Source organism: Alloyangia pacifica (genome assembly GCF_900116195.1).
GTDB classification, from domain to species: Bacteria; Pseudomonadota; Alphaproteobacteria; order Rhodobacterales; family Rhodobacteraceae; genus Salipiger; species Salipiger pacificus.
In genome coordinates this window covers 99,160-121,193 of record NZ_FOZW01000007.1, presented here as the reverse complement: position 1 = coordinate 121,193, position 22,034 = coordinate 99,160, and the positions used below count along the sequence as shown (strand labels likewise).

Sequence of the window (22,034 nt, the reverse complement as noted above, 5' to 3'; positions counted from 1 at the left end):
TAATCCGGGAAGGGCAGCGGATCACATGCAGTTCGATCAAAGAATCTGCGTCAACGAACACGGCTTCTACTGCGTGCCCGAAGCCTACGCCGCGCGCGAGATCCCGAAGGTCCTCGCGCAGGGCGGCGTCTACGAGCCCAGCACGCTCAACCTGATGCGGCGCAGCGCGCGCGGCGGCGACATCGTCTCCGGCGGTGCCTTCATCGGGGACTTCCTGCCCGCGCTGTCGCGCGCCCTCGCGCCGGGGGCCCGCCTGCACAGTTTCGAGCCAAACCCGCTGAGCCATGCCGCGGCGCAGGAGACGATCGCGCTCAACGCGCTCGACAACGTCGATCTCGCACCTGTGGCGGTCGGTGCCGAACCCGGCGAGCTGCTGCTGCAGGTGGCCCGCCCCGGGGGCGACACCAGCGCCGCCCGGGCGCGCATTGTCGAGACCGCGGATGCCGGCGAGACGCTGCCCGTCGTGGTCACCAGCCTCGACGCACTCGTGCCGGCGGGACGCGAGGTCTCGATCCTGCATCTCGACATCGAGGGCCACGAGCAGCCGGCCCTGATGGGCGCCACCCGGCTCATCGCCGACAACGCCCCAATGATCGTGCTGGAAGCCGCCCGCGCCTGGCGGCAAAGGCAATACGCCCAGTTCCTGACCGAGCAGTTCCCCAAGCTCGGCTACCGCCTCTGCGGCACCATGGAACGCAACGCCTTCTACCTGCCGCAGCGCTGAGGACCCCCGATGCCCCCCAAGCCCAAGCAACCCCGCGCCTGGCAGCGCATGCTCTCCGGCCGGCGCCTCGACCTTCTCGACCCCACCCCGGTGGACATCGAGATCGAGGACATCGCCCATGGCCTCGCCTTCGTCGCCCGCTGGAACGGCCAGACCAAGGGCGACTTCCCCTATTCCGTCGCCGAGCATTCGCTGCTGGTCGAAACGCTGTTCTGCCGCCTCTGTCCCAATGCCAAACCGGCGGAAAAGCTCTTCGCCCTGCTGCACGATGCCCCCGAATACGTCATCGGCGACATGATCTCGCCGGTGAAGGCGGCCGTGGGCCCCGGCTACGGCGAACTCGACAAGCGGCTGGCGGCGGCGATCCACATCCGTTTCGGCCTGCCCGCGGCCCCGAGCATCCGGCTCAAGAAACAGATCAAGAAGGCCGACAACGTCTCGGCCTGGATGGAGGCGACGCAGATCGCCGGCTTTTCGGAAACCGAGGCCTCGCGCTTTTTCAAACGGCCCGATGCGGCGCTGACCCACGGGCTCGACATCCACCTGCGCCCGCCGGTTGAGGTGCGCCGCGCCTATTCTGCGCGCCACGCAGAACTTCTGGCCGAGCTGTGAGCCGCCCGCCGATCTCCGTCCGCCGCGCCGGGGCGCTGGACGCCCGGCCGATGGCCGAGTTGCTGAACGAGGTGATCGCGCAGGGCGGCACCACCGCGATGACTGCGCCGGTGACCGGCATTGACCTGCGCGACTGGATGCGCACACCGAAGTCCATCTGGCACGTCGCGGAATGCGGGGCAGAGGATGAATCCGGTGCGCTGCTCGGCTTCCAATGGGTCGAGCCGCACCCGCAGCACGGCGAGAGCGTGGCGCAGATCGCCAGCTTCGCGCGCGTCGGGCGCACCGGGATCGGCACCGGTTCGGCGCTCTTCGAGGCGACCCGCGCCGCCTGCGCCCGCGCGGGCTACTTCTGGATCAATGCCGAGATCCGCGCCGACAACGAGGGCGGGCTGATCTACTACCAAAGCCGCGGTTTCGAGACCTACGGCCACATCCGCGGCTACCGCCTCGGCGACGGCAGCACCGTGGACAAGGTGCTCAAGCGCTACGATCTCTGAGCGTTGCTTCGGCGGTCAATCTCGGCGCGGATCCGCACGCACGCGGAGTGGCTTTCGCAGTACCAGCTCCGCTGTCCGGCCGTGCGGAGTCCTGAGCCCGCCTCGTCTAGACGAAAATATCCCCGCCGGAGGCAGCGCCCACCGGGCGCTCCGCCTTACTTGGGCGAGCGCTTTGCGAGGATCCGCTGCAGCGTCCGGCGGTGCATGTTGAGCCGCCGCGCGGTCTCCGACACGTTGCGGTCGCAGAGCTCGTAGACCCGCTGGATGTGCTCCCAGCGCACCCGGTCGGCGCTCATCGGGTTCTCCGGCGGCGGCGGCAGGTCGTCACCCTTGGACAGCAGCGCGTTGGTGATGTCGGTGGCATCGGCGGGCTTCGACAGGTAGTCGGTGGCGCCGATCTTCACCGCGGCCACGGCAGTGGCGATGGCGCCGTAGCCGGTCAGCACGACGATGCGGCTGTCGGGGCGGCGTTCGCGCAGCACCTCGACCACGTCGAGCCCGTTGCCGTCCTCGAGACGCAGGTCGACCACGGCATAGGCCGGCGGGCGGGCGGTCGCGATGGCGGTGCCGGCCGCGACGGAGTCGGCGGTCTCGACCTCGAAGCCGCGTTTTTCCATGGCCTTGGCAAGGCGCTTGAGGAAAGGCTCGTCGTCATCGACCAGCAGAAGCGAGCGATCGTCGCCCAGATCGTCTTGTGTCAGTTCCGCCACGGGGGCCCCCGTCCTGTCCAGCGGCCGGATGCGCCGCTTAGGAATTTCTCTTATCCCGCCCGCGACATGCGGTCAAACCGCTGCATGGGCTCCGCGTTTCACATGTGGTCGATGAAACAGCCGGCGCGCTCGGCAAGCTGCTCGGGCGACACGTCCCGGCGGAAGAACTCGGCAAAGCCGGTGCCGGGCAGCACGAGGTAGGTGAAAGCCGAGTGATCCACCGAGTAGAACTCGGGATCGTCGTCGTTCTTCTTGTAATAGGCGCGGTAGGCCTTTGCCGCCTGCGCGATCTGCGCCTCGGTGCCGGTCAGCCCGATCATCTTCTCGTGGATATTCGAGGCATACTGTCCCATCACCTCGGGCGTGTCCCGCGCCGGGTCGATGGAGATCATGACCGGCGTCGCCGAATAGCCTGCCTCGGCCAACAGGTCGACGGCGTCGGCGTTGCGGATGTTGTCCAGCGGGCAGATGTCCGGGCAGAAGGTGTAGCCGAAATACAGCAGCGTCGGCTCGGTGATGACCTCGGCATCGGTGACCGTCTCGCCCGAGGGCAACACCAGTTCGAACGGCCCGCCGATCGCCCCGGCACCGCCGGCGACCACGCCCTGGCGGCAGTCGGCAAACGCGTCGTCGCCGCGCCCCCATTGCGTCGCCACCCAGATCCCGGCACAGAGGGCCAGCAGCCCACCGGCGGCGACAATGGCGACGAGCGTGGCGGGCTTCATGCGGATCTCCTTCGAGGCAGTGGGCCGGGCATGGGGCGCGGCACGTTGCAAATCCCCGCCCCCGGCATGACACTCCCAGACCTAACGAAAGCCCCCCGGGGTGCAAGCCAAGAAACCACGCGAAGGAAGGCACCGGCATGAACGCGACAGAGCAGGTCCTGCCCTGGCAGGAAGAGCGCAGCAGCTTCATCCGCCTGCGCACGATGATCCTGCTGCGCTGGGTGGCGATCGTCGGGCAGATCGCCGCCTTGCTGGTCGCGCAGGCAATCTACGACCTGCAGCTGCCGCTGGGGCTGTGCTATCTCGCGGTCGGCATCTCGGTGCTTGGCAACCTCGTGGCCAGCCTGATCTTCCCCGAGACCAAGCGCCTGTCGGAAGCCGAGAACTTCCTGATGGTGATGTTCGACTTGCTGCAGCTGTGCTTCCTGCTCTACCTCACCGGCGGGCTGCACAACCCCTTTTCGGTGATGGTGCTTGGGCCGGTGACGGTCTCGGCGGTCATGCTGTCGCTGCGCTCGACCATCGTGCTCAACATCACCGCCTTCCTGCTGATTTCGGGCATGGTCTTTGTCCATGTGCCGCTGCACACCTTCGACGGCCAGGTGCTGCAGATCCCCGATCTCTTCCTGTTCGGCCAATGGGTCGCCATCGCCATCGCGCTGGTCTTCCTGTCGGTCTACTCGCGCCGCGTCACCACCGAGATGAACGCCATGTCCGACGCGCTGAACGCCACGCAGATGGCGCTGTCGCGTCAGCAGAAGCTCAACGATCTCGGTGGTGTCGTCGCCGCGGCGGCGCATGAACTGGGCACGCCGCTGGCGACGATCAAGCTGACCTCGGCCGAGCTGATCGAGGATCTCGACGACCGCCCCGAGCTGCAGGAAGACGCGCGGCTGATCCGCCAGCAGGCGGATCGCTGCCGCGACATCCTGCGCTCGATGGGGCGGGCCGGAAAAGACGACCTGCACCTGCGCCGCGCCCCGCTCACCGAGGTGATCCGCGAGGCCGCCGAGCCGCACGAGAACCGCGGCAAGCATGTCAGCCTCGAGCCGATCGGCGACAGCGAGCTGCCGATGCCGCAGATCCTGCGCCACCCCGAGGTCATCCACGGGCTGCGCAACCTCGTGCAGAACGCGGTGGATTTCGCCCGTAGCCAGGTGTGGATCGAGACCGGCTGGGACGAGACCAGCGTCACCGTGCGGATCATCGACGACGGCCCGGGATTCCCGCCGCAGTTGATCGGCCGTATCGGCGATCCGATGATCCGCCGCCGCCGCAGCGAGGCCGAGCGCCGCGCGCGCCCGGAGTACGAGGGCATGGGGCTGGGGCTGTTCATCGCCAAGACCCTTCTGGAACGCTCCGGTGCCGATCTGAGCTTTGCCAACGGCTCGGATCCGACAGTCCCGGCGCCCCCCGGCACCCGCCGCGGCGCGATCGTCGAACTGGTCTGGCCACGCCACGCCATCGTCGCGCCGGATCTGCCCGCGGGCACTCCGCTGGGCGAAAACCCGACCTTCGACGCCTGACGGCGGGCGCGGCGGCACAACCTCCGCGATCTTGATCGCTTGCTCAACATTAAGAAAAAATTAACCAGTTCGCCGATACCAAGGCAGGGCATCGTGCTTTGCGGAGGTCAGTTTGGAGCTGAAAGTCGCGCTCGCCATCGGTATCGGCGCCGGAATCGCAGCGTTCCTGGGGACCTATGGTCTGCGCCCGCGCTCGGAACCCCGGCGCGACGCATCGGCTACGCCCCCTCCTTCGATGCCCCCCGATACCGAGTTTTTGCTGACCGGAGACCGCGTTGTCGACATGACCCCTGCGGCCCGTGAGCTTCTCGATCTCGCCGATGACTCCGCGCCGGACTGGGCGACCTTGCGGCGTGGGCTCGCCCCCTATTTCGGCCCCTTGCCAGATGTCCCGCCAAAGGACCCCGCAAGCTATCCCGCGCGTCATGTCTCCGGGGTGCACCTGGCCGCGCGGCCCGAGCGATCGGCGTTGCGGCTCAGCGTGCAGGCCAGCCGCCTGCCATCCGCAGCGCAGCTGAAGCTGATGCAAGACCAGATCGAACTGCCGAGACTGCGCCGCGCCGTCTCGCTGGTGCCCTGCCCGATCTGGCAGACCGATGCGGCACAGCGGGTGACCTGGTACAACTCCGCCTACGAGGATGCCTGCGCCCAGGTCGGAGCCGTGCCCGATGGCCCGCCGCCCTTCGATCTGGCCCTGCCCGACGGGCGCGACACGCAGCGGTCCCGCACGGCGCTCGGCGCTCGGGGCGAGGACAGCAAGTACTGGTACGAGGTGCAGTCGCACCGCAACCGCGACGGCTGGATGCACTTTGCCACCAATATCGACGCGATCATCCGATCCGAGGTGAACCAGCGCAATTTCCTGCAGACGCTGACCCGGATCTTCGCCCACCTTCCCATCGGCCTCGCAGTCTTCGACCGCGAACACCGGCTGGCGCTGTTCAACCCCGCGCTGATCGACCTCACCGGCCTGTCGGCGGAGTTTCTCAGCACCCGGCCCGACCTGTTGAGCCTGTTCGACGCCCTGCGCGAAGGGCGGATGATGCCCGAGCCGAAGAATTACCAGAGCTGGCGCGAACACCTGGCGGGGGTGATCGCCGCCGCGTCATCGGACCTCTATGTCGAAACCTGGGACCTGCCCTCGGGACTGACCTACCGCATCACCGGGCGGCCGCACCCCAACGCGGGAATCGCCTTTCTCTTCGAGGACATCAGTTCCGAGATCTCGCTCACCCGGCGCTTCCGGCAGGAACTCGCACAGGCCCATTCGGTGCTCGACAGCCTCGAGGACGCGGTGGCGGTCTTCTCCAATCAGGGCGGCCTCAGTTTCTGCAACGAGGCCTACTCGCGGCTCTGGGGCGATGACCCGGACACCTGCGTTGCCGAGCTTTCGGTGACCGAGGCCACGGCGCGCTGGCAATCCGCCTGCGCCCCCAGCCCGATCTGGGGCGAGATTCGCGATTTCGCCCTGAGCCTGCGCGATCGCACCGCCTGGGAAGCGCCCCTGCAGATGCAGGACGGCCCGGCCCTGCGCTGCCGGGTCGAGCCGATGCCGGGCGGCGCCACACTGCTGCGCTTCTCGGTCGATAGACGCATGGTCGACGCCCCGGGCTGACGATCCGCTGACGTCCCGATGCCGCTTGCGCGTGACCGCCGGGGCGGTATCTTCGCGCCATGACGACGCGCGCCCTGTCCCTGCCCTCCCCAGACGCCACCTGCGCGCTGGCCGCCACGCTGGCCCCGCGCCTGCGCCCTGGCGACGTGCTGCTGCTGATTGGCGGAATCGGCGCTGGAAAGACCCATTTCGCCCGCTGCCTGATCCAGTCCCTGATGCACGAGCCCGAGGACGTGCCCTCGCCCACCTTCACGCTGGTGCAGGTCTACGACGTGCCCACGGGCGAGCTCTGGCACACCGACCTTTACCGTCTGTCGGACCCCGACCAGGTGGTCGAACTGGGGCTGACCGAGGCCTTCGACGAGGCGATCTGCCTGGTGGAATGGCCCGACCGGCTGGAGGATCTCACCCCTGCCGCGGCGCTGACCCTCAGCTTCGAGGTGACCGGCGACGAGACCCGGCAGGTGACGCTCGACTGGCAGGACGCGCGCTGGGACAGCCGCCTGGAGGGGCTCTCGTGAAAGACTTTCTGCTCAAAGCGGGCTGGGCCGATGCCGAGGCGCATCCGCTGGCCGGTGATGCCTCGTCGCGCCGCTACACCCGGCTGACCCGGGGCCTAGAGTCGGCCATCCTGATGGACGACCCCGAGGGCGATGTGTCGCTCTTTGCCCGGCTCGCCCGCCACCTGCTGTCGATCGGCCTGAGCGCCCCGCGGGTGCTGGCGGAGGCCCCGGGGAAACTGCTGCTCGAAGACCTCGGCGACGGGCTGGTGGCCCGGCTCTGCACCGATGCCGAGGCCGAGAAGCGGCTCTATCTCGTGGCAACAGACGCGTTGGTTGCCCTGCACCGTCATGCCCCGCCCGAGGAGCTGCCCGTCGCCGACGCCGCGCACCTGTCGCAGATCGCCGGCCTCGTCTTCGACGCCTACGTCCCCGGCAGCGGCGCGCCGCAGACCCCAGAGGCCCGCGCATCGGTCATCGCCACCCTACACGACCTGATCGCCGAGCACGCCCCCGAGACCGACGTGATGATGCTGCGCGACTACCATGCAGAGAACGTCCTCTGGCTGCCCGACCGCGACGGTGCGGCGCGGGCCGGGCTGCTCGACTTCCAGGATGCCCTCAAGGGTCCGCGCGCCTATGACCTGATCTCGTTGATCCGGGACGCCCGCCGCGATGTCTCCGGCGAGGCCGCAGAGGCCTGCATCAGTCACTATATCGGGCAAACCGGCACGCACGAGACCCGCTTCCGCACCGCGCTCGCCGTGCTCGGCGTGCAGCGCAGCCTGCGCATCCTCGGCATCTTCGCGTCGCTGGCGAAGAGCCGTGGCAAGCCGCAGTACATCGACCTGATCCCGCGGGTCTGGGACAACCTGCAAACCGATCTGGCGCATCCGGCCCTGGCCGGTCTCCGCGCCCTGCTGGACCCGGCCCTGCCCGCGCCCACGCCCGAGACCCTCGAAAGGCTGAAATCCTGATGCCCCACGCCGTGATGCTCTTTGCCGCGGGCTTCGGCACGCGCATGGGCGCGCTCACCGCCGACCGCCCCAAGCCACTGATCGAGGTCGCCGGAAAGCCGTTACTCGACCACGCGCTGGAGCTGACGACCGGCCTGCCCACGCGCGTCGTGAACGCGCATTACCGCGCCGAGCAGGTCGCCGCGCATCTCGACCGCAGCGGGGTCGTGCTGTCGGTCGAACAACCGGAGATCCTCGACACCGGCGGCGGGCTGCGCCACGCGCTGCCACTCTTGGGGCCGGAGCCGGTCTACACCCTGAACACCGATGCCGTCTGGGCCGGGCCGAACCCGCTCAAGCTGCTAGCCGAGGCCTGGGATCCTGCCCGCATGGACGCGCTGTTGCTCTGTGTGCCGCTGCCGCGCGCGGTGGGCCGCAAGGGCGCAGGAGACTTCACGCTGCAAGCGGACGGCCAGCTGCGCTGGACGGGCGATCACGTCTACACCGGCGCGCAGATCCTCAAGACCGAGCTGCTGGACGAGGTGCCCGAGGAGGTGTTCTCTCTGCGCCTGCTCTGGCAGCGGATGGGCAATGAGGGCCGCCTGCACGGACTCGACTACCCCGGGCACTGGGCCGATGTCGGCCACCCCGAGGGAATCGTGCTCGCCGAAGAGATGCTGGCCCGAAATGTCTGATCCCGCCATGTTTGAGCCTTCAGGCACCCCCCGCGTCTACGGCCTCGCCCCCGGCGTCGATTTCCCCGCCGCGCTGGTCGCCGGTCTGCGCGCGCGCATGGCGGGCCGCCCGCCCGAGGAGATGGCCAAGGTCGAGCTGATCGTCAACACCAGCCGCATGAAGCGACGGGTTTTGACGATCTTCGATCAGGGCCCCGCGACGCTGCTGCCGCGCATCCGGCTGCTGACCGACATGGCTGATCCCGCCGCGCTGCGCGACCTGCCCGCACCGGTGCCGCCGCTGCGGCGCAGGCTCGAACTCACCGGATTGGTGTCGAAACTGCTCGACGCCCAGCCCGACCTCGCCCCGCGCGCCGCGCTCTTCGATCTGGCCGACAGCCTCGCCACGCTGATGGACGAGATGCAGGACGAGGGCGTCTCGCCAGACGAGATTGCCGCGCTCGATGTCAGCGACGAGTCCGGCCACTGGCAGCGCGCGCTCAGCTTTCTCAGCATCGTGCAGCGGTTTTTCGAGCAGGGCGAGGAAGCGCCGGACCGCAACGCGTTCCAGCGCTACGCCCTCGATGAGAAGCTGAAGAGCTGGGAGGTCGCGCCGCCCACCCATCCGATCATCGTCGCCGGCTCCACCGGATCGCGCGGCGGTGCCTACAAGCTGATGTGCGCGGTCTCGCGCCTGCCGCAGGGCGCGGTTGTCCTGCCCGGCTTCGATTTCGACACGCCCGGCCCGGTCTGGGGCGGTCTGAGCGATGCGCTCTCGGCCGAAGACCATCCGCAGTTCCGCTTCGCCAAGCTGCTCTTCGACCTCGCGCTCGACCCCGTGGGCGTGCCGCATTGGCACGAGCAGGCGCCGCCCAGCGCGGCGCGCAACCGGCTGGTCTCTCTCGCCCTGCGCCCGGCGCCGGTCACCGATCAATGGCGGTCGGAAGGCGTGCACCTGCCCGAGCTGACCGGCGCGACGGAAAAGCTGACACTGGTCGAGGCCAACTCCAAGCGCGAGGAGGCCATGGCCATCGCCCTGCGGCTGCGGCAGGCGGCCGAGGACGGCACCACGGCGGCGCTGATCACCCCCGACCGGATGCTGACGCGGCAGGTGACCGCGGCGCTCGACCGCTGGGACATCGTGCCCGACGACAGCGCCGGCATCCCGCTGCAGCTGACCCCGCCGGGCCGTTTCCTTCGGCAGGTGGCGGCGCTGTTCCAGCGCGAGCTGACCGCCGAGAGCCTGCTGTCGCTGCTCAAGCACCCGCTGACCCACAGCGGCTCGGAGCGCAACAACCACCTGCGCGCCACCCGCGAGCTGGAACTGCATATCCGCAAGAAGAGCTGGCCCTTCCCGCAGGCCGAGCTGATCGAGGCCTGGGGCGCGGCCGCCGGGTTTCCCGACTGGGCGAACTGGGTCGCCGAGACCTTCTGCCAGCCGCCGCTGCACGGCACGCGTGCATTGAGTGACTGGCTGATGATTCACGTGGAACGGGCGGAGGCCATCGCCGCCGGTCCCGAGATGGGCGAATCCGAACTCTGGAAGGAAGGCGCGGGCCGCAAGGCGCGGCAGGTGGTCGCCGAGCTCGAGGGCGAGGCCAGCCACGGCACCGACCTCGACGCGCGCGACTACGCCGACCTCTTCGGCGCGATCCTCGCCAAGGGCGAGGTGCGTGACCGCGACGCGCCGCACCCGCATATCCTGATCTGGGGCACGCTGGAGGCCCGCGTCATGGGGGCCGAGCTGCTGATCCTCGGCGGCCTCAACGAGGGCAGCTGGCCGGAAATCCCCGGTGCAGACCCCTGGCTGAACCGCAGGATGCGGCACAAGGCGGGCCTGCGCCTGCCCGAGCGCAACATCGGCCTCGCCGCGCATGACTTCCAGCAGGCGGTCGCCGCCGAGGAGGTCTGGCTTACCCGCGCACTGAAATCCGACGACGCCGAGACGGTGCCCGCCCGCTGGGTGAACCGCCTGATGAACCTGATGAACGGCCTGCCCGCGAAACAGGGCCCGGAGGCGCTGAAGGCGATGCAGGCGCGCGGCCGTCACTGGCTGGCGCTGGCGCGGCAGGTCGAGAGCCCGATAAAGACCCCCTCGGCCGCGCGACCCTCGCCGGTGCCGCCGGTCGCGGCCCGGCCACGACAGCTCTCGGTCACCGAGATCAAGACGCTGATCCGCGACCCCTACGCCATCTACGCCAAGCGCGTGCTGCGGCTGCGCCCGCTCAACCCGCTGCAACGCGCCCCCGACGCCCTGCTCCGCGGCATCCTCATCCACCAAGTGTTCGAGGAGTTCGTGCGCGAAACGGTCTCTGATCCGGGGCTTCTGACCCCCGAGGCGCTGCGCGCCAAGGCGGCCGAGGTGATCGGCGATCCGGAGGTCCTGCCCTTCCCGGTGACCCGCCATGTCTGGCAGTCGCGCATCGCCCGCATCGCCGAATGGTTCACCCGCACCGAGACCGCACGCCAGCAGATCGCCCGCCCGGTACATTTCGAAACCAGCGGCTCCAGCGACATCGCGTCCCTCGGCTTCACCCTCAAGGGCACCGCCGACCGGATCGACATCGACGAGAAGGGCAACGCGCACCTTTACGACTACAAGACCGGTGCCGCCCCCACCGCCAAGCAGCAGAAGAACTTCGACAAGCAGCTGCTGCTCGAGGCGGCGATGGTCGAGCGCGGGGCCTTCCCGAACCTGCAGCCGCGCCACGCCTCGCGCGCCGTCTTCGTCTCTGTCTCGACCAATCCGAACGAGGTCGAGGCACCGCTCGACGAGGTGCCGCCCGCCAAGGTCTGGAGCCAGTTCGAAACCCTGATGACCCGCTGGTTCGAGCCGGATCGCGGCTATACCGCCCGCGCCGCCATGCTCAGCGAGAACGATTTCTCCGACTACGACCACCTCTCGCGCTTCGGCGAATGGGACGTGATCGACGCCGCCGAACGGGAGATGCTGGAATGAGCCGCAACGAGGCCAGCGAAAAGCAGGTCGAGGCCGCCCGCCCCGATGCCTCCACATGGCTTGCCGCCAACGCGGGCTCGGGCAAGACCCGCGTGCTCACCGACCGCGTCGCACGGCTCCTGCTCGACGAGGTGCTGCCTGAACATATCCTGTGCCTGACCTACACCAAGGCCGCCGCCACCGAGATGCAGAACCGCCTGTTCAAGCGGCTCGGGGCCTGGGCGATGCTCGACGATGAAAAGCTGATCGCCGAGCTGCGCCAGCTCGGCCTCGACGGCGCGCTACCGCCCGAGCGGCTGCGGCAGGCCCGCACGCTCTTTGCCCGCGCCATCGAGACGCCCGGCGGCCTGCGCATCCAGACCATCCACTCCTTCTGCGCGAGCCTGCTGCGGCGCTTTCCGCTCGAGGCCGGGGTCTCGCCGCAGTTCACCGAGATGGAGGATCGCTCCGCCGAGATGCTGCGCGCCGAGGTGCTGGAGCGCATGGCCGAGGGGCGCGATGCCTGGCTGGTCGAGGCCATGGCCCCCTTCCTCGGCGAACAGCCAGAGGCGCTTCTGGCCGAGCTCTGCGGGCGCAAGGCGGCCTTCCTGCCGCCGCGCTCGCCCGAGGACATCCGCGCGCTCTACGGGTTGCCCGGCGACATGGACGAGGACGCGGTTCTGGCCGAGGTGTTCCTCGGCAGCGAGAGCGACCTAATCGCCCGGGTCATCCCCGTGCTGCAGACCGGCAAGAGTACCGATCAGGGCGCGGCGAAGAAGCTCGCGCGCTTCACCGGGCCGGACATGGCCGGGATGCTGGCGCTGGAGGACGCGCTGCTCACCCAGAAGGGCACGATCAGCAGCCGCGTGCCGACCAAGGACAGCAAGCAGGCGCTCGGCCCCGACGCACCGCGGCTCGAACAGCTGGCGCAGCGGGTGGAATCGGCCCGCGAGAGCCGCCTCGCGGTCGAGGCGGTGAAGCGCGAGATCACCCTGCACCGCTTCGCGCAGGTCTTCCTGCCCGCCTACGAGGCCGAGAAGATGCGCCGCGGCTGGCTCGATTTCGACGATCTGGTGGTGCGCGCCCGCGACCTTCTGGCCGACGACCGGGTCGCCGACTGGGTGCTCTACCGGCTCGACGGCGGCATCGACCACATCCTCGTCGACGAGGCGCAGGACACCAGCCCGGTGCAATGGCAGGTGATCGAGCGTCTGGCGCGCGAGTTCACCTCCGGCGAGGGTGCGCGCGGCGACGTGCGACGGACGATCTTCGTGGTCGGCGACAAGAAGCAGTCGATCTACTCCTTCCAGGGCGCCGACCCGCGCGAGTTCGACCGCATGTGCGACGATTTCGCCGAGCGCCTGCAGGGCACCGATGCGCCGCTGTCGCGGATGATGCTGGAATACTCCTTCCGCTCCGCCGGGCCGGTGCTGAAGCTGGTGGATGCGACCTTCGAGGGTCGCGAGGAGTCGGGGTTTTCCCCGGAACAGAGACACAAGGCGTTCAAGTCCGAGATGCCGGGGCGGGTCGATCTCTGGCCGCATATCGAGCCCGCCAAGGAGGAAGAGGAAGACGCCGAGTGGTACGAGCCCGTCGACCGCATCGGCGCGCAGCACCACACGGTGCGGCTGGCCAACCGCATTGCCCTCTTCATCGCCGAGACCATCGGCAAGCCGCTGCCCGTCGAAATCGGCTTTAGCGGTGAGTACAAGGCCCGCCCCGCCCATGCCGGGGACTTCCTGATCCTCGTGCGCCGGCGCGGCACGCTCTTCACCGAGATCATCCGCGCCATCAAGGCGCGCGGCCTGCCCATCGCCGGGGCCGACCGGCTGAAGGTCATGTCGGAACTGGCGGTGAAGGACATCGGCGCGCTGCTGGCCTTCCTCGCCACCCCCGAGGATGATCTCTCGCTTGCCACCGCGCTGCGCTCGCCGCTCTTCGGGCTGACCGAGAAGGCGCTCTTCGATCTTGCGCACCACCGCAAGCCGGGCAGTTACCTCTGGGTCGCCCTGCGCGAGCGGCGCGAGGAATTCCCGGCCGTGCTGCAGGTGATGGACGACCTGCTGAACCGCACCGACTTCCTGCGCCCCTACGACCTGATAGAGCGCATCCTCACCCGCCACCGCGGCCGCCAGAAGCTGCTCGGGCGGCTTGGCGAAGAGGCGGAGGACGGGATCAACGCGCTGCTGCAACAGGCGCTGGCCTACGAGCAGAGCACCGTGCCCTCGCTCACCGGCTTTCTCGAGTGGATGCAGTCCGACGATCTGGAAATCAAGCGCGCCCCCGACAGCGCCGGGGCGCGGATCCGGGTGATGACGGTGCATGGCTCCAAGGGTCTGGAAGCACCGATCGTGATCCTGCCGGACTGTGCCCAGCCCACCAAGACCATCCGCGAGCGCCTCCTGCCCGCCGGTGAGGGCGAGACCGCGGGCATGGTCTGGCAATCCAGCGCCGCGGCGCAGCCGCAGGTGCAGTCCGACGCGCTGGAGCGCGCCAAGGCCGCCGCCGAGCGCGAGCGCGACAGGTTGCTCTACGTCGCGCTGACCCGTGCCGAGAAATGGCTGGTGGTCGCCGCCGCCGGCAATCTCGGCAAGGACGGCAGCGCCTGGTTCGACCAGGTCTCGCGCGGCATGGAGCGCGCCGGGGCCGAAAAGGTCGGATATGATTTCGGTAGATGGGGTTCGGGCGAGGGCCTGCGGCTCGGACAGGCCGACTGGTCGCATCTTGCCTTCGAACAGGTCGAGGCGCAGGTGCCGGTGCTGCCCGACCTTCCGCCGCACCTGCTGACCCCCGCGCCCGTCCCCGCACCGCTGCCCGAGAGCCGCTCGCCCTCGGATCTTGGCGGGGCCAAGGCGCTGGCGGGGATCGAGGGGCTCGACGAGGAAGAGGCCAAGCTGCGCGGCACGGTGCTGCACCTGCTGCTGGAACATCTCGCACCCCTCGCCGCCCCGGAGCGCGCCGGCGCAGTGCCGCATGTGCTGACGCTCGCCGAAGATCTGCCCGAGGAGACCGACAGCATCGTGACAGAGGCGCTGGCGGTGCTCGGCGCTCCCGCGCTGGCGCCGGTCTTTGCCGGGGAAGCCCTCGCCGAAGTGCCGATTTCCGCTGAAATAGAGCCTGTCGGGCGCATTCACGGCGTCATCGACCGGCTGCTGGTCACCCCCGAGAAGATCGTCGCGCTCGACTTCAAGTCGAACCGCACCGTGCCTGCCACGCCCGCCGAGGTGCCAGAGGGGTTGCTGCGCCAGATGGGCGCCTATGCCGCCGCCTTGACGCAGGTCTTCCCGGGGCGCAGCATCGAGACCGGACTGGTCTGGACCGCGACGCAGGAGCTGATGGTCCTGCCACACGATCTGGTGTCTGCCGCCCTTTCGAGGACTACGATCGCTTGACGACTCCCCGGGGCGTGCCTACCTTCGCCTCCCGAAACCCGGGTGCGTCCCTGCCGCGCGCCCTGCCGCCAAACCCCTGCCAAGGAGACCTCCCATGGCCACCGTCCCCGTCACCGACGCGACCTTCGACGAAGAAGTGAAGAACTCCGACATCCCCGTTGTGGTGGATTTCTGGGCCGAATGGTGCGGCCCCTGCAAGCAGATCGGCCCGGCTCTGGAAGAGCTCGCCGCCGAGTACGAAGGCAAGATCAAGGTTGCCAAGGTCGACGTCGACCAGAACCCGAACACCGCCGCCATGATGGGCGTCCGCGGCATCCCCGCGCTGTTCATCTTCAAGGACGGCCAGGTGATCTCGAACCGCGCCGGCGCGGCCCCGAAGGCCTCGCTGCAGAGCTGGATCAACGAGTCGATCTGAGCCTTACGGCCCAAAGACTTCGCGAAATGCGCCTCCCGACCGGGGGCGCATTTTTCTTTGCGCAGCCTCCGGCCCCACCGCGCCCGCTGCCTTCCATTGTTCCTCAAATACGCCCGCCGGAGGCCACCACCCGCGCCACGCTCAGGCGCCGGGAAACACCCTCCTCGCCAGCGCCTGCACCCCGGCCCAGCGCCGCGCCTGCGCCGGTCCCCGGTCCTCGGCCTTTGCCGGCAGCCCCCACCATTCCGCCAACACCCGGTTGCGCAGCAGGAGCTGCACCGACGGATCCTCCGCCGCAACCAGCCCATAGCCGTCGAAAAAGGCGCTCAGGGCCTTGGGCGGCAGCACCTCCCTCTCGGGGATGGCCTCCTTCGGCGCATGCAGGATGGCGTAATCGGCCAGAAGCCGGGCAATGTCATGCCCCACCGGCACCACCCGTCCCCCGGCGAAATCGAGCCCCCAGAAGCCAGTCTGACCCATGACCAGGTTGCGCAGGTGCAGATCGCCATGGGTCTGCGCCGTGATGGTCTCGCGACCTTCGTAGAGGGATTGATCCGCGCAAAGCGCCTCGGCGCACCTCAGAAAGCGCTGCGGCTCCGCCACCTGACGCGCGCCGTCGGAAATCTCCGACATCACCGATCGCAGGAACCGCACCGTGTGTTTGGGCTGAAACACCCGCCGCTCACCAAGAAGCGCCCGGTGAAACCCGCCCATCCAGACCCCGGCCCGCCGCAGCAGCGCCGCCTGCTCGGTCAGCGGTGCCCCCTCCAGCAGCACCGACAAGGGCCGCGCATCGAGATACGCCATGAGGCAGGCCCGCCGCTCCACATCGAAGGCCAGCAGCTCCGGCACCCCCTGCGCATAGACCTCCTGCACCGCCAGATGCGCCGCCATGGCCGCGGCGAATTTCTCCGGGTCAGCCGGTCGTGCCTCGTACTTCAACACCAGCCGCGCGCCCCCCGGCCCCTGCATCCGCAAGAGGATCCGCGCCACCCGCGCGTCTTCGCGCCGGGCCAGCGGCGCGGCGCGCCAGGACGCCGGGTCAAGCCCGATCTCCCGGGCAAGAACCGGCCAATGCGCCAGCGCCGCCTGCGCCAAATCCCCCGCGATCATTCCCATTTCCCGCCCCCTGCGCTATCTGCCCCGGCAAGGGCAGCGCCTTGCGAGGGGACTTCTCAGCCCCCATATGGCGCCCAGCAAGAAAGGAAAGACAATGTCCGATCAGGAATTTCCGGGCTGGCACGGCACCACGATCATCGGCGTCCGCAAGGGCGGCAAGGTGGTCGTCGCAGGTGACGGGCAGGTGAGCCTCGGCCAGACCGTCATCAAAGGCACCGCGCGCAAGGTGCGCCGGCTGGCGCCCGGCGGTCACGAGGTGGTCTGCGGCTTCGCCGGCTCCACCGCCGATGCCTTCACCCTGCTCGAGCGGCTGGAAGGCAAGCTCGAGAAATCCCCCGGCCAGTTGCAGCGCGCCTGCGTCGATCTCGCCAAGGACTGGCGCACCGACAAGTACCTGCAGAAGCTCGAGGCGATGCTGATCGTCACCGACGGCAAGGAACTCTACGTCATCACCGGCGCCGGCGACGTGCTCGAACCCGAGCATGACATCGCCGCCATCGGCTCGGGCGGCAACTTCGCCCTCGCCGCCGCGCGCGGGCTCTACGCCTACGAAGAGGATGCCGAGACCATCGCCCGCACCGCCATGGCGATCGCCTCCGACATCTGCGTCTACACCAACGGCAAGCTGACCGTTGAGACCATTTCGGCCTGAAACAGAGCCTGAAAGGACGACCATGACTGACCTGACACCCCGCGAGATCGTCTCGGAACTCGACCGCTTCATCATCGGCCAGCAGGACGCCAAGCGCGCCGTGGCCGTGGCGCTGCGCAATCGCTGGCGCCGCAAGCAGCTGAGCGCCGACCTGCGCGACGAGGTCTACCCCAAGAACATCCTGATGATCGGCCCGACCGGCGTCGGCAAGACCGAGATCTCGCGCCGTCTCGCCAAGCTCGCCCGCGCGCCCTTCATCAAGGTCGAGGCCACCAAGTTCACCGAGGTCGGTTACGTCGGCCGTGACGTCGAGCAGATCATCCGTGATCTGGTGGATGCCTCCATCATCCAGACCCGCGAATGGATGCGCGAGGACGTGAAGGCCGCGGCGCACAAGAACGCCGAGGAGCGCGTGGTCTCTGCCATCGCCGGCGAGGACGCACGCGAGGGCACCCGCGAGATGTTCCGCAAGAAGCTGAAGAACGGCGAGCTCGACGACACGGTGATCGAGCTTGACGTGGCCGAGAGCGCCTCGCCCTTCCCGATGATGGAGATCCCCGGCCAGCCCGGCCAGAACATGGGGATGATGAACCTCGGTGACATCTTCGGAAAGGCCTTCGGTGGGCGCACCACGCGCAAGAAGATGACCGTGGCGGAAAGCTACGAGGTGCTGATCGGCGAAGAGGCCGACAAGCTGCTCGACGACGAGCAGGTCAAGCTCGCCGCCATCGAGGCGGTGGAGCAGAACGGCATCGTCTTCCTCGACGAGATCGACAAGGTCGCGGCGCGGCAGGAAGCTCGCGGCGGTGACGTCTCCCGCGAGGGCGTGCAGCGCGACCTGCTGCCGCTGATCGAGGGCACCACCGTCAGCACCAAGCACGGCGCGGTGAAGACCGACCACATCCTCTTCATCGCCTCGGGCGCCTTCCATATCGCCAAGCCGTCGGACCTGCTGCCCGAGCTTCAGGGCCGGCTGCCGATCCGGGTGAACCTGCGGGCGCTGACCGAAGAGGATTTCGTCCGCATCCTGACCGAGACCGACAACGCCCTGACCCGCCAGTACACCGCGCTGATGGCCACCGAGGAGGTCACCGTGACCTTCACCGAGGGCGGCATCCATGCGCTGGCTAAGATCGCCGCCGAGGTCAACGAAAGCGTCGAGAACATCGGCGCGCGGCGGCTCTACACGGTGATGGAGCGGGTCTTCGAGGAGCTGAGCTTCACCGCCCCCGACCAACCGGGCACCGCGATCACCGTCGACGAGGCCTTCGTCGAGAAGCACCTCGGCGAGCTGACCCGCTCGACGGACCTCAGCCGCTACGTGCTCTGACAAACTTGGATGCGGGGGCCAGCCCCCGCACCGCTTTCTTCCGTGGGGGGCCCCCCCCCACACCGCTTTCTCTCATGGGGGGCCAGCCCCCCACACCCCCCGGCGTATTTTCAAAGAGAAGAATGACGGCGCACCCGCGGCTTCTTCTCTTTCCAAATACGCCCGCCGGAGGCGTTCGGCCTCTACCACCCCTCGCATCCTCCGGCTATGTTCGCGCCAACATCTTCAGGAGGAGACCCGCGATGAAACGTTCCCACGTCAATGAGATCCTGCGCGCCAGCGAGGCCTTCATCCGCAGCCATGGCTACACGCTGCCGCCCTTCGCCTATCTCACCCCCGAGGGACTGAGGAAATCCGAGCATGGCGAAATCAAGCGCCGCCGCATGGGCTGGGACGTGACCGATTACGGCGGCGGGAAGTTCGACGAGCTGGGGCTCTTCCTGTTCACCACCCGCAACGGGCTCAATGCCGATCTCGGGCAGCGCAGCGCCATGCTCTACGCCGAGAAGATCATGATCTCGCGCAAGGACCAGCTCAGCCCGATGCACCGCCATGACCTCAAGGTCGAGGACATCATCAACCGCGGCGGCGGCACGCTGGTGCTGGAGCTGTTCACCGCCACGCCCGAGGGCGAGATCGACCGCGACGCGGCGGTCACCGTGCTCTGCGACGGCATGGAGCGCACGCTGCCGGCGGGCGGGCACCTGAAGCTGGCGCCGGGTGAATCGGTGACGCTTTTCCCGACCACATGGCACGCCTTCTGGGGCGAGGGCAGCGACGTGCTGATCGGCGAGGTCTCGACGGTCAACGACGATCTCACGGACAATATCTTCGCCGAGCCGCTGGGACGCTTTTCCGAGATTGAGGAAGACGAGGTGCCGCTGCACCTGCTGGTGTCAGATTACGACGACAAGCTCTGACCCGGCGCACGGCCCCTCAGGCCATCCACCACCGTTCGGCCATGCGCGAATCGTCCATCGCGCGCATGGCACCGACGCGCGCGGGCGTGGAGATGCGCGCCGAATGCGCCTGTAGGTGATTGGCGTACATCGGCAGGATCAGCCCGCCCTCGTCGCGGCTGATCCGCTGCATCTCGGCGTAGAGCTCGGCGCGCCGGGCGCTGTCGAACTCGGCCCGCGCCTCGCGCAGCAGCCTGCCGAAGCGGCCGGAGCCGCCGCGGCTGGCGTTCCACGGCGCGGCTTCGGTGAGAACGGTGGAGAAGGCCCAATCCTCGGTGGCGCGGCCCGACCAGCCTCCGGCGCGGAAACCGGCACTGTCGCGCGGCCATTGCGTCTCGGAGGGGAGTTGTCGCAGCTCCAGCGTGATCCCAGCCTGCGCGGCGCTGTCGCGGTAGAGCTCGGCGGCGCGGGTCGCGCCGTCGAAGGCGGCCTCTGAGACCAGCATCGGCAAGGCGATGTGGTCTTGCCCGGTCTGCGCGAGATGCCAGCGGGCGCGGTCAGGGTCGAACCCCTGCGGCTCCAGCGCGGTGAAATAGGGGTTGGCGGGGCCGATCGGGCTGTCCTGACCGATGCTGCCATGACCATGCAGGATTTCGGCGACCATCGCCTCGCGGTCCACTGCCGCCTTCAGCGCCTGCCGCAGGTGCGGATCGGCGAAGGGCGCGAGATCGGTGCGCAGGGCGAAGCCGTAGTGCTGGTTGCCCGCGAGGCTTTGCACGGTGAAGCGCGGCTCGGCCTGCAGCGCGTCTGCCTCAGCGGCGGGCAGCCGGTCGATGGCGTCGACGCGGCCCGAGCGCAACGCTTCGAGCCGCTCGCGCGGGTCGTTCATCGCGAGGAAATCCACCCCGTCGAACCAGCCCGCACGGCCATCCTTGTAATGCTCGGCGATCCGGCGGCCGATGAAGCGGCGGCCCGGCTCGAAGCGTTCGACCCGGTAGAGGCCGGTGCCGATGCCGCGCGCCATGGCCTCGGCGATCTGCCCGGCGGGGTAGATCAGCAGGTGGTAGTCGGCCAGCAGGTAGGGGAAGTCGGCGTTGCCGGTGGCGAGGGTGAACTGCACCTGATGCGGCGCGGTGGCGCGCATCTCCTCGATCTCGGCGACGATGGGCCGGGCCGGAGAGGCGGTGTCGCGATGCAGCGCCAGCGAGGCCAGCACGTCCTCGGCGCCGAAGGGCTTGCCGTTGTGAAAGCGCACGCCGGGGCGCAGGTCGAAGGTCCAGACCCGGGCATCGGGCGAGGCGCTCCAGCCAGTGGCCAGCTCGCCGCGCAGCGCGCCATCGGCACCGACCTCGGTCAGCGTGTCGAAGACCGCACCCTGCGCTGCGGCGCTCATGAAGAGCCCGGCGTGGGTCCGCGCATCCCAACTGTCGGTGCCGCGCGCGCCGCCCAGCGCGGCGCGGAAATAGCCGCCGCGGGTCGCCCCGGCCACGGCAGCGGCGCCAGCCAGCCCCGACGCGCCGAGAACGGCGGCGGCGAGGGCCGATTGCAGCACGCGGCGGCGGCGAATGACGGTCATGGTGCGGGGCGCTCCCCTGGAGACGGGACTTGAGTCGTATCTGTTGCGGCACTCACTCTGCACGGCGGCCTGCCCGGGTGCAACAGCGCCCCTGTTACAGGCCGGTCAAACCTGCGCCATCGCGGCGAACGGTCAGTATTCGTGCCGGTTCGGCAGGCTCTCGAGCATGGAGATCTGGTCCATCACCCGCACCAGTTCGGCGCTGATGCCGGGTTCGGACAGCGCGTGGCCGGCGTTGCGGATCATCCGCAGCTCGCCCTCGGGCCAGGCACGTGACAACTCCCAGGCACGGCGCGGCGGGCAGATCATGTCGTAGCGGCCCTGCACGATCACCCCGGGAATACCGCGCAGCTTGCCCGCATTCTTCAGGATCCAGCCGTCCTCGTCGAGGAAGCCCGCGTTGACGAAGTAATGGTTTTCAAGCCGGGCGAAAGCGCGGGCATATTCCGCCGGGGCCTCGCCGCCGTGGCCGTTCGAGTAGACCGAGGCCAGCGCGTTCTCCCAGCTCGACCAGGCGCGGGCGAAGCGCACTTCTTCGCGCAGGTCGCCGGAGAACAGCCGCCGGTGGTAGGCGCCGACGAGATCGCCGCGCTCCTCCTCGGGGATCAGGCTCTCGAAGCGCGCCCAGGTCTCGGGCCAGAACTGCCCGGCACCGCCACCGTAAAACCAGTCGAGCTCTGCCTGGGTCATCATGAAGACCCCGCGCAGCACGAGGTTGCGGACCCGCTCGGGGTGGCTGATGCCGTAGACCAGCGACAGCGTCGCGCCCCAGCTGCCGCCGAAGACGATGAACCGGTCGATCTCCAGCGTCTCGCGGATCTTCTCGATGTCGGCGACGAGGTGCCAGGTGGTGTTGTTCTCGACGCTGGCATGCGGCGTAGAGCGCCCACACCCGCGCTGGTCGAAGAGCACCACGCGGTAGACATCGGGATCGAAGTAGCGCCGCATCGCCGGACTGCAGCCGCCGCCGGGGCCGCCGTGCAGCACGATGACCGGAATCCCTGACGGATTTCCGCATTGCTCTACATAGAGCTTGTGCCCGTCACCCACGTCGAGCATGCGCTGGTCGAAAGGGTCGATCGCGGGATAGAGATGTTGCACTGCGCTCTTTTGGCCCGGGTATTTGTCCATGGAACCTCTATATTGGCTGATGAGCCCAAAAGAAAACGGG

General features: G+C 68.7%; 19 protein-coding genes. 14 read left to right on the top strand and 5 right to left on the bottom strand.

Going from position 1 to position 22,034, the window contains the following annotated elements:
- Window positions 1–25: 25 nt before the first annotated feature.
- From BM397_RS15730 to BM397_RS15720, 3 genes are read left to right on the top strand one after another with little or no spacing between them, the layout of a single operon-like run.
- Window positions 26–724, top strand: a complete 699-nt coding sequence (locus BM397_RS15730; protein ID WP_092425772.1) for an FkbM family methyltransferase — start codon at window positions 26–28, stop codon at window positions 722–724.
- A gap of 9 nt (window positions 725–733) precedes the next feature.
- Entirely contained in the window at window positions 734–1,336 is a 603-nt protein-coding gene (locus BM397_RS15725) for an HD domain-containing protein (protein ID WP_092425770.1), read from the top strand.
- Between the two features lie 50 nt (window positions 1,337–1,386).
- Window positions 1,387–1,836, top strand: a complete 450-nt coding sequence (locus BM397_RS15720) for a GNAT family N-acetyltransferase (protein WP_092426211.1) — start codon at window positions 1,387–1,389, stop codon at window positions 1,834–1,836.
- Between the two features lie 155 nt (window positions 1,837–1,991).
- Here BM397_RS15720 and BM397_RS15715 read toward each other — a convergent pair whose 3' ends face one another.
- Together BM397_RS15715 and BM397_RS15710 are read right to left on the bottom strand one after the other, a co-directional pair.
- Window positions 1,992–2,546 carry an ActR/PrrA/RegA family redox response regulator transcription factor gene (locus BM397_RS15715; RefSeq protein WP_092425767.1) on the bottom strand — a complete coding sequence of 185 codons (555 nt, stop codon included), beginning with the start codon at window positions 2,544–2,546 and terminating at the stop codon, window positions 1,992–1,994.
- Between the two features lie 98 nt (window positions 2,547–2,644).
- Window positions 2,645–3,271: an SCO family protein gene (locus BM397_RS15710; protein ID WP_092425765.1), complete on the bottom strand. Its 627-nt coding sequence runs from the start codon at window positions 3,269–3,271 to the stop codon at window positions 2,645–2,647.
- Window positions 3,272–3,408: 137 nt separating this feature from the next.
- Here BM397_RS15710 and regB point away from each other — a divergent pair, with 137 nt between their 5' ends.
- The 8 genes from regB (at window position 3,409) to trxA (ending at window position 15,287) form a co-directional block, all read left to right on the top strand.
- Window positions 3,409–4,797: a sensor histidine kinase RegB gene (gene regB, locus BM397_RS15705; RefSeq protein WP_092425763.1), complete on the top strand. Its 1,389-nt coding sequence runs from the start codon at window positions 3,409–3,411 to the stop codon at window positions 4,795–4,797.
- Window positions 4,798–5,080: 283 nt separating this feature from the next.
- On the top strand, window positions 5,081–6,412 hold the full coding sequence (locus tag BM397_RS15700) for a PAS-domain containing protein (RefSeq protein WP_245696100.1): 1,332 nt from the start codon (window positions 5,081–5,083) through the stop codon (window positions 6,410–6,412).
- A 59-nt stretch (window positions 6,413–6,471) separates the two neighbouring features.
- Window positions 6,472–6,933, top strand: a complete 462-nt coding sequence (tsaE, locus tag BM397_RS15695; protein WP_092425759.1) for a tRNA (adenosine(37)-N6)-threonylcarbamoyltransferase complex ATPase subunit type 1 TsaE — start codon at window positions 6,472–6,474, stop codon at window positions 6,931–6,933.
- Window positions 6,930–7,889: an aminoglycoside phosphotransferase family protein gene (locus BM397_RS15690; protein WP_245696099.1), complete on the top strand. Its 960-nt coding sequence runs from the start codon at window positions 6,930–6,932 to the stop codon at window positions 7,887–7,889. The genes tsaE and BM397_RS15690 overlap by 4 nt, the downstream gene beginning before the upstream one ends.
- On the top strand, window positions 7,889–8,563 hold the full coding sequence (locus BM397_RS15685) for a nucleotidyltransferase family protein (RefSeq protein WP_092425757.1): 675 nt from the start codon (window positions 7,889–7,891) through the stop codon (window positions 8,561–8,563). Before BM397_RS15690 ends, BM397_RS15685 begins: the two co-directional genes overlap by 1 nt.
- A 7-nt stretch (window positions 8,564–8,570) precedes the next feature.
- Window positions 8,571–11,501 (top strand): double-strand break repair protein AddB, encoded by a 2,931-nt coding sequence (gene addB / locus BM397_RS15680; RefSeq protein ID WP_092425755.1) that lies wholly within the window; start codon window positions 8,571–8,573, stop codon window positions 11,499–11,501.
- On the top strand, window positions 11,498–14,872 hold the full coding sequence (addA, locus tag BM397_RS15675) for a double-strand break repair helicase AddA (protein ID WP_092425753.1): 3,375 nt from the start codon (window positions 11,498–11,500) through the stop codon (window positions 14,870–14,872). Before addB ends, addA begins: the two co-directional genes overlap by 4 nt.
- A gap of 94 nt (window positions 14,873–14,966) precedes the next feature.
- The gene (trxA, locus tag BM397_RS15670; RefSeq protein ID WP_066103331.1) at window positions 14,967–15,287 is read left to right on the top strand and encodes a thioredoxin; all 321 of its coding nucleotides are present in this window, start codon (window positions 14,967–14,969) and stop codon (window positions 15,285–15,287) included.
- Between the two features lie 141 nt (window positions 15,288–15,428).
- On the opposite strand, the gene BM397_RS15665 is transcribed toward trxA, so the two are convergent.
- The gene (locus tag BM397_RS15665) at window positions 15,429–16,400 is read right to left on the bottom strand and encodes a phosphotransferase (RefSeq protein ID WP_245696098.1); all 972 of its coding nucleotides are present in this window, start codon (window positions 16,398–16,400) and stop codon (window positions 15,429–15,431) included.
- A 100-nt stretch (window positions 16,401–16,500) separates the two neighbouring features.
- Here BM397_RS15665 and hslV point away from each other — a divergent pair, with 100 nt between their 5' ends.
- The 3 genes from hslV (at window position 16,501) to BM397_RS15650 (ending at window position 19,308) form a co-directional block, all read left to right on the top strand.
- A complete protein-coding gene (hslV, locus tag BM397_RS15660) occupies window positions 16,501–17,058 on the top strand; it encodes an ATP-dependent protease subunit HslV (RefSeq protein ID WP_092425747.1) in 558 nt (185 codons plus the stop codon).
- 22 nt (window positions 17,059–17,080) lie between these two features.
- On the top strand, window positions 17,081–18,388 hold the full coding sequence (hslU, locus tag BM397_RS15655; protein ID WP_092425745.1) for an ATP-dependent protease ATPase subunit HslU: 1,308 nt from the start codon (window positions 17,081–17,083) through the stop codon (window positions 18,386–18,388).
- 242 nt (window positions 18,389–18,630) lie between these two features.
- Window positions 18,631–19,308, top strand: coding sequence for a D-lyxose/D-mannose family sugar isomerase (locus tag BM397_RS15650; RefSeq protein WP_092425743.1), 678 nt, complete (start codon window positions 18,631–18,633; stop codon window positions 19,306–19,308).
- 16 nt (window positions 19,309–19,324) lie between these two features.
- On the opposite strand, the gene BM397_RS15645 is transcribed toward BM397_RS15650, so the two are convergent.
- Together BM397_RS15645 and pip are read right to left on the bottom strand one after the other, a co-directional pair.
- Window positions 19,325–20,863: an ABC transporter substrate-binding protein gene (locus tag BM397_RS15645; RefSeq protein ID WP_092425740.1), complete on the bottom strand. Its 1,539-nt coding sequence runs from the start codon at window positions 20,861–20,863 to the stop codon at window positions 19,325–19,327.
- 132 nt (window positions 20,864–20,995) lie between these two features.
- Window positions 20,996–21,994 carry a prolyl aminopeptidase gene (gene pip / locus BM397_RS15640; protein WP_092425738.1) on the bottom strand — a complete coding sequence of 333 codons (999 nt, stop codon included), beginning with the start codon at window positions 21,992–21,994 and terminating at the stop codon, window positions 20,996–20,998.
- Window positions 21,995–22,034: the final 40 nt, after the last annotated feature.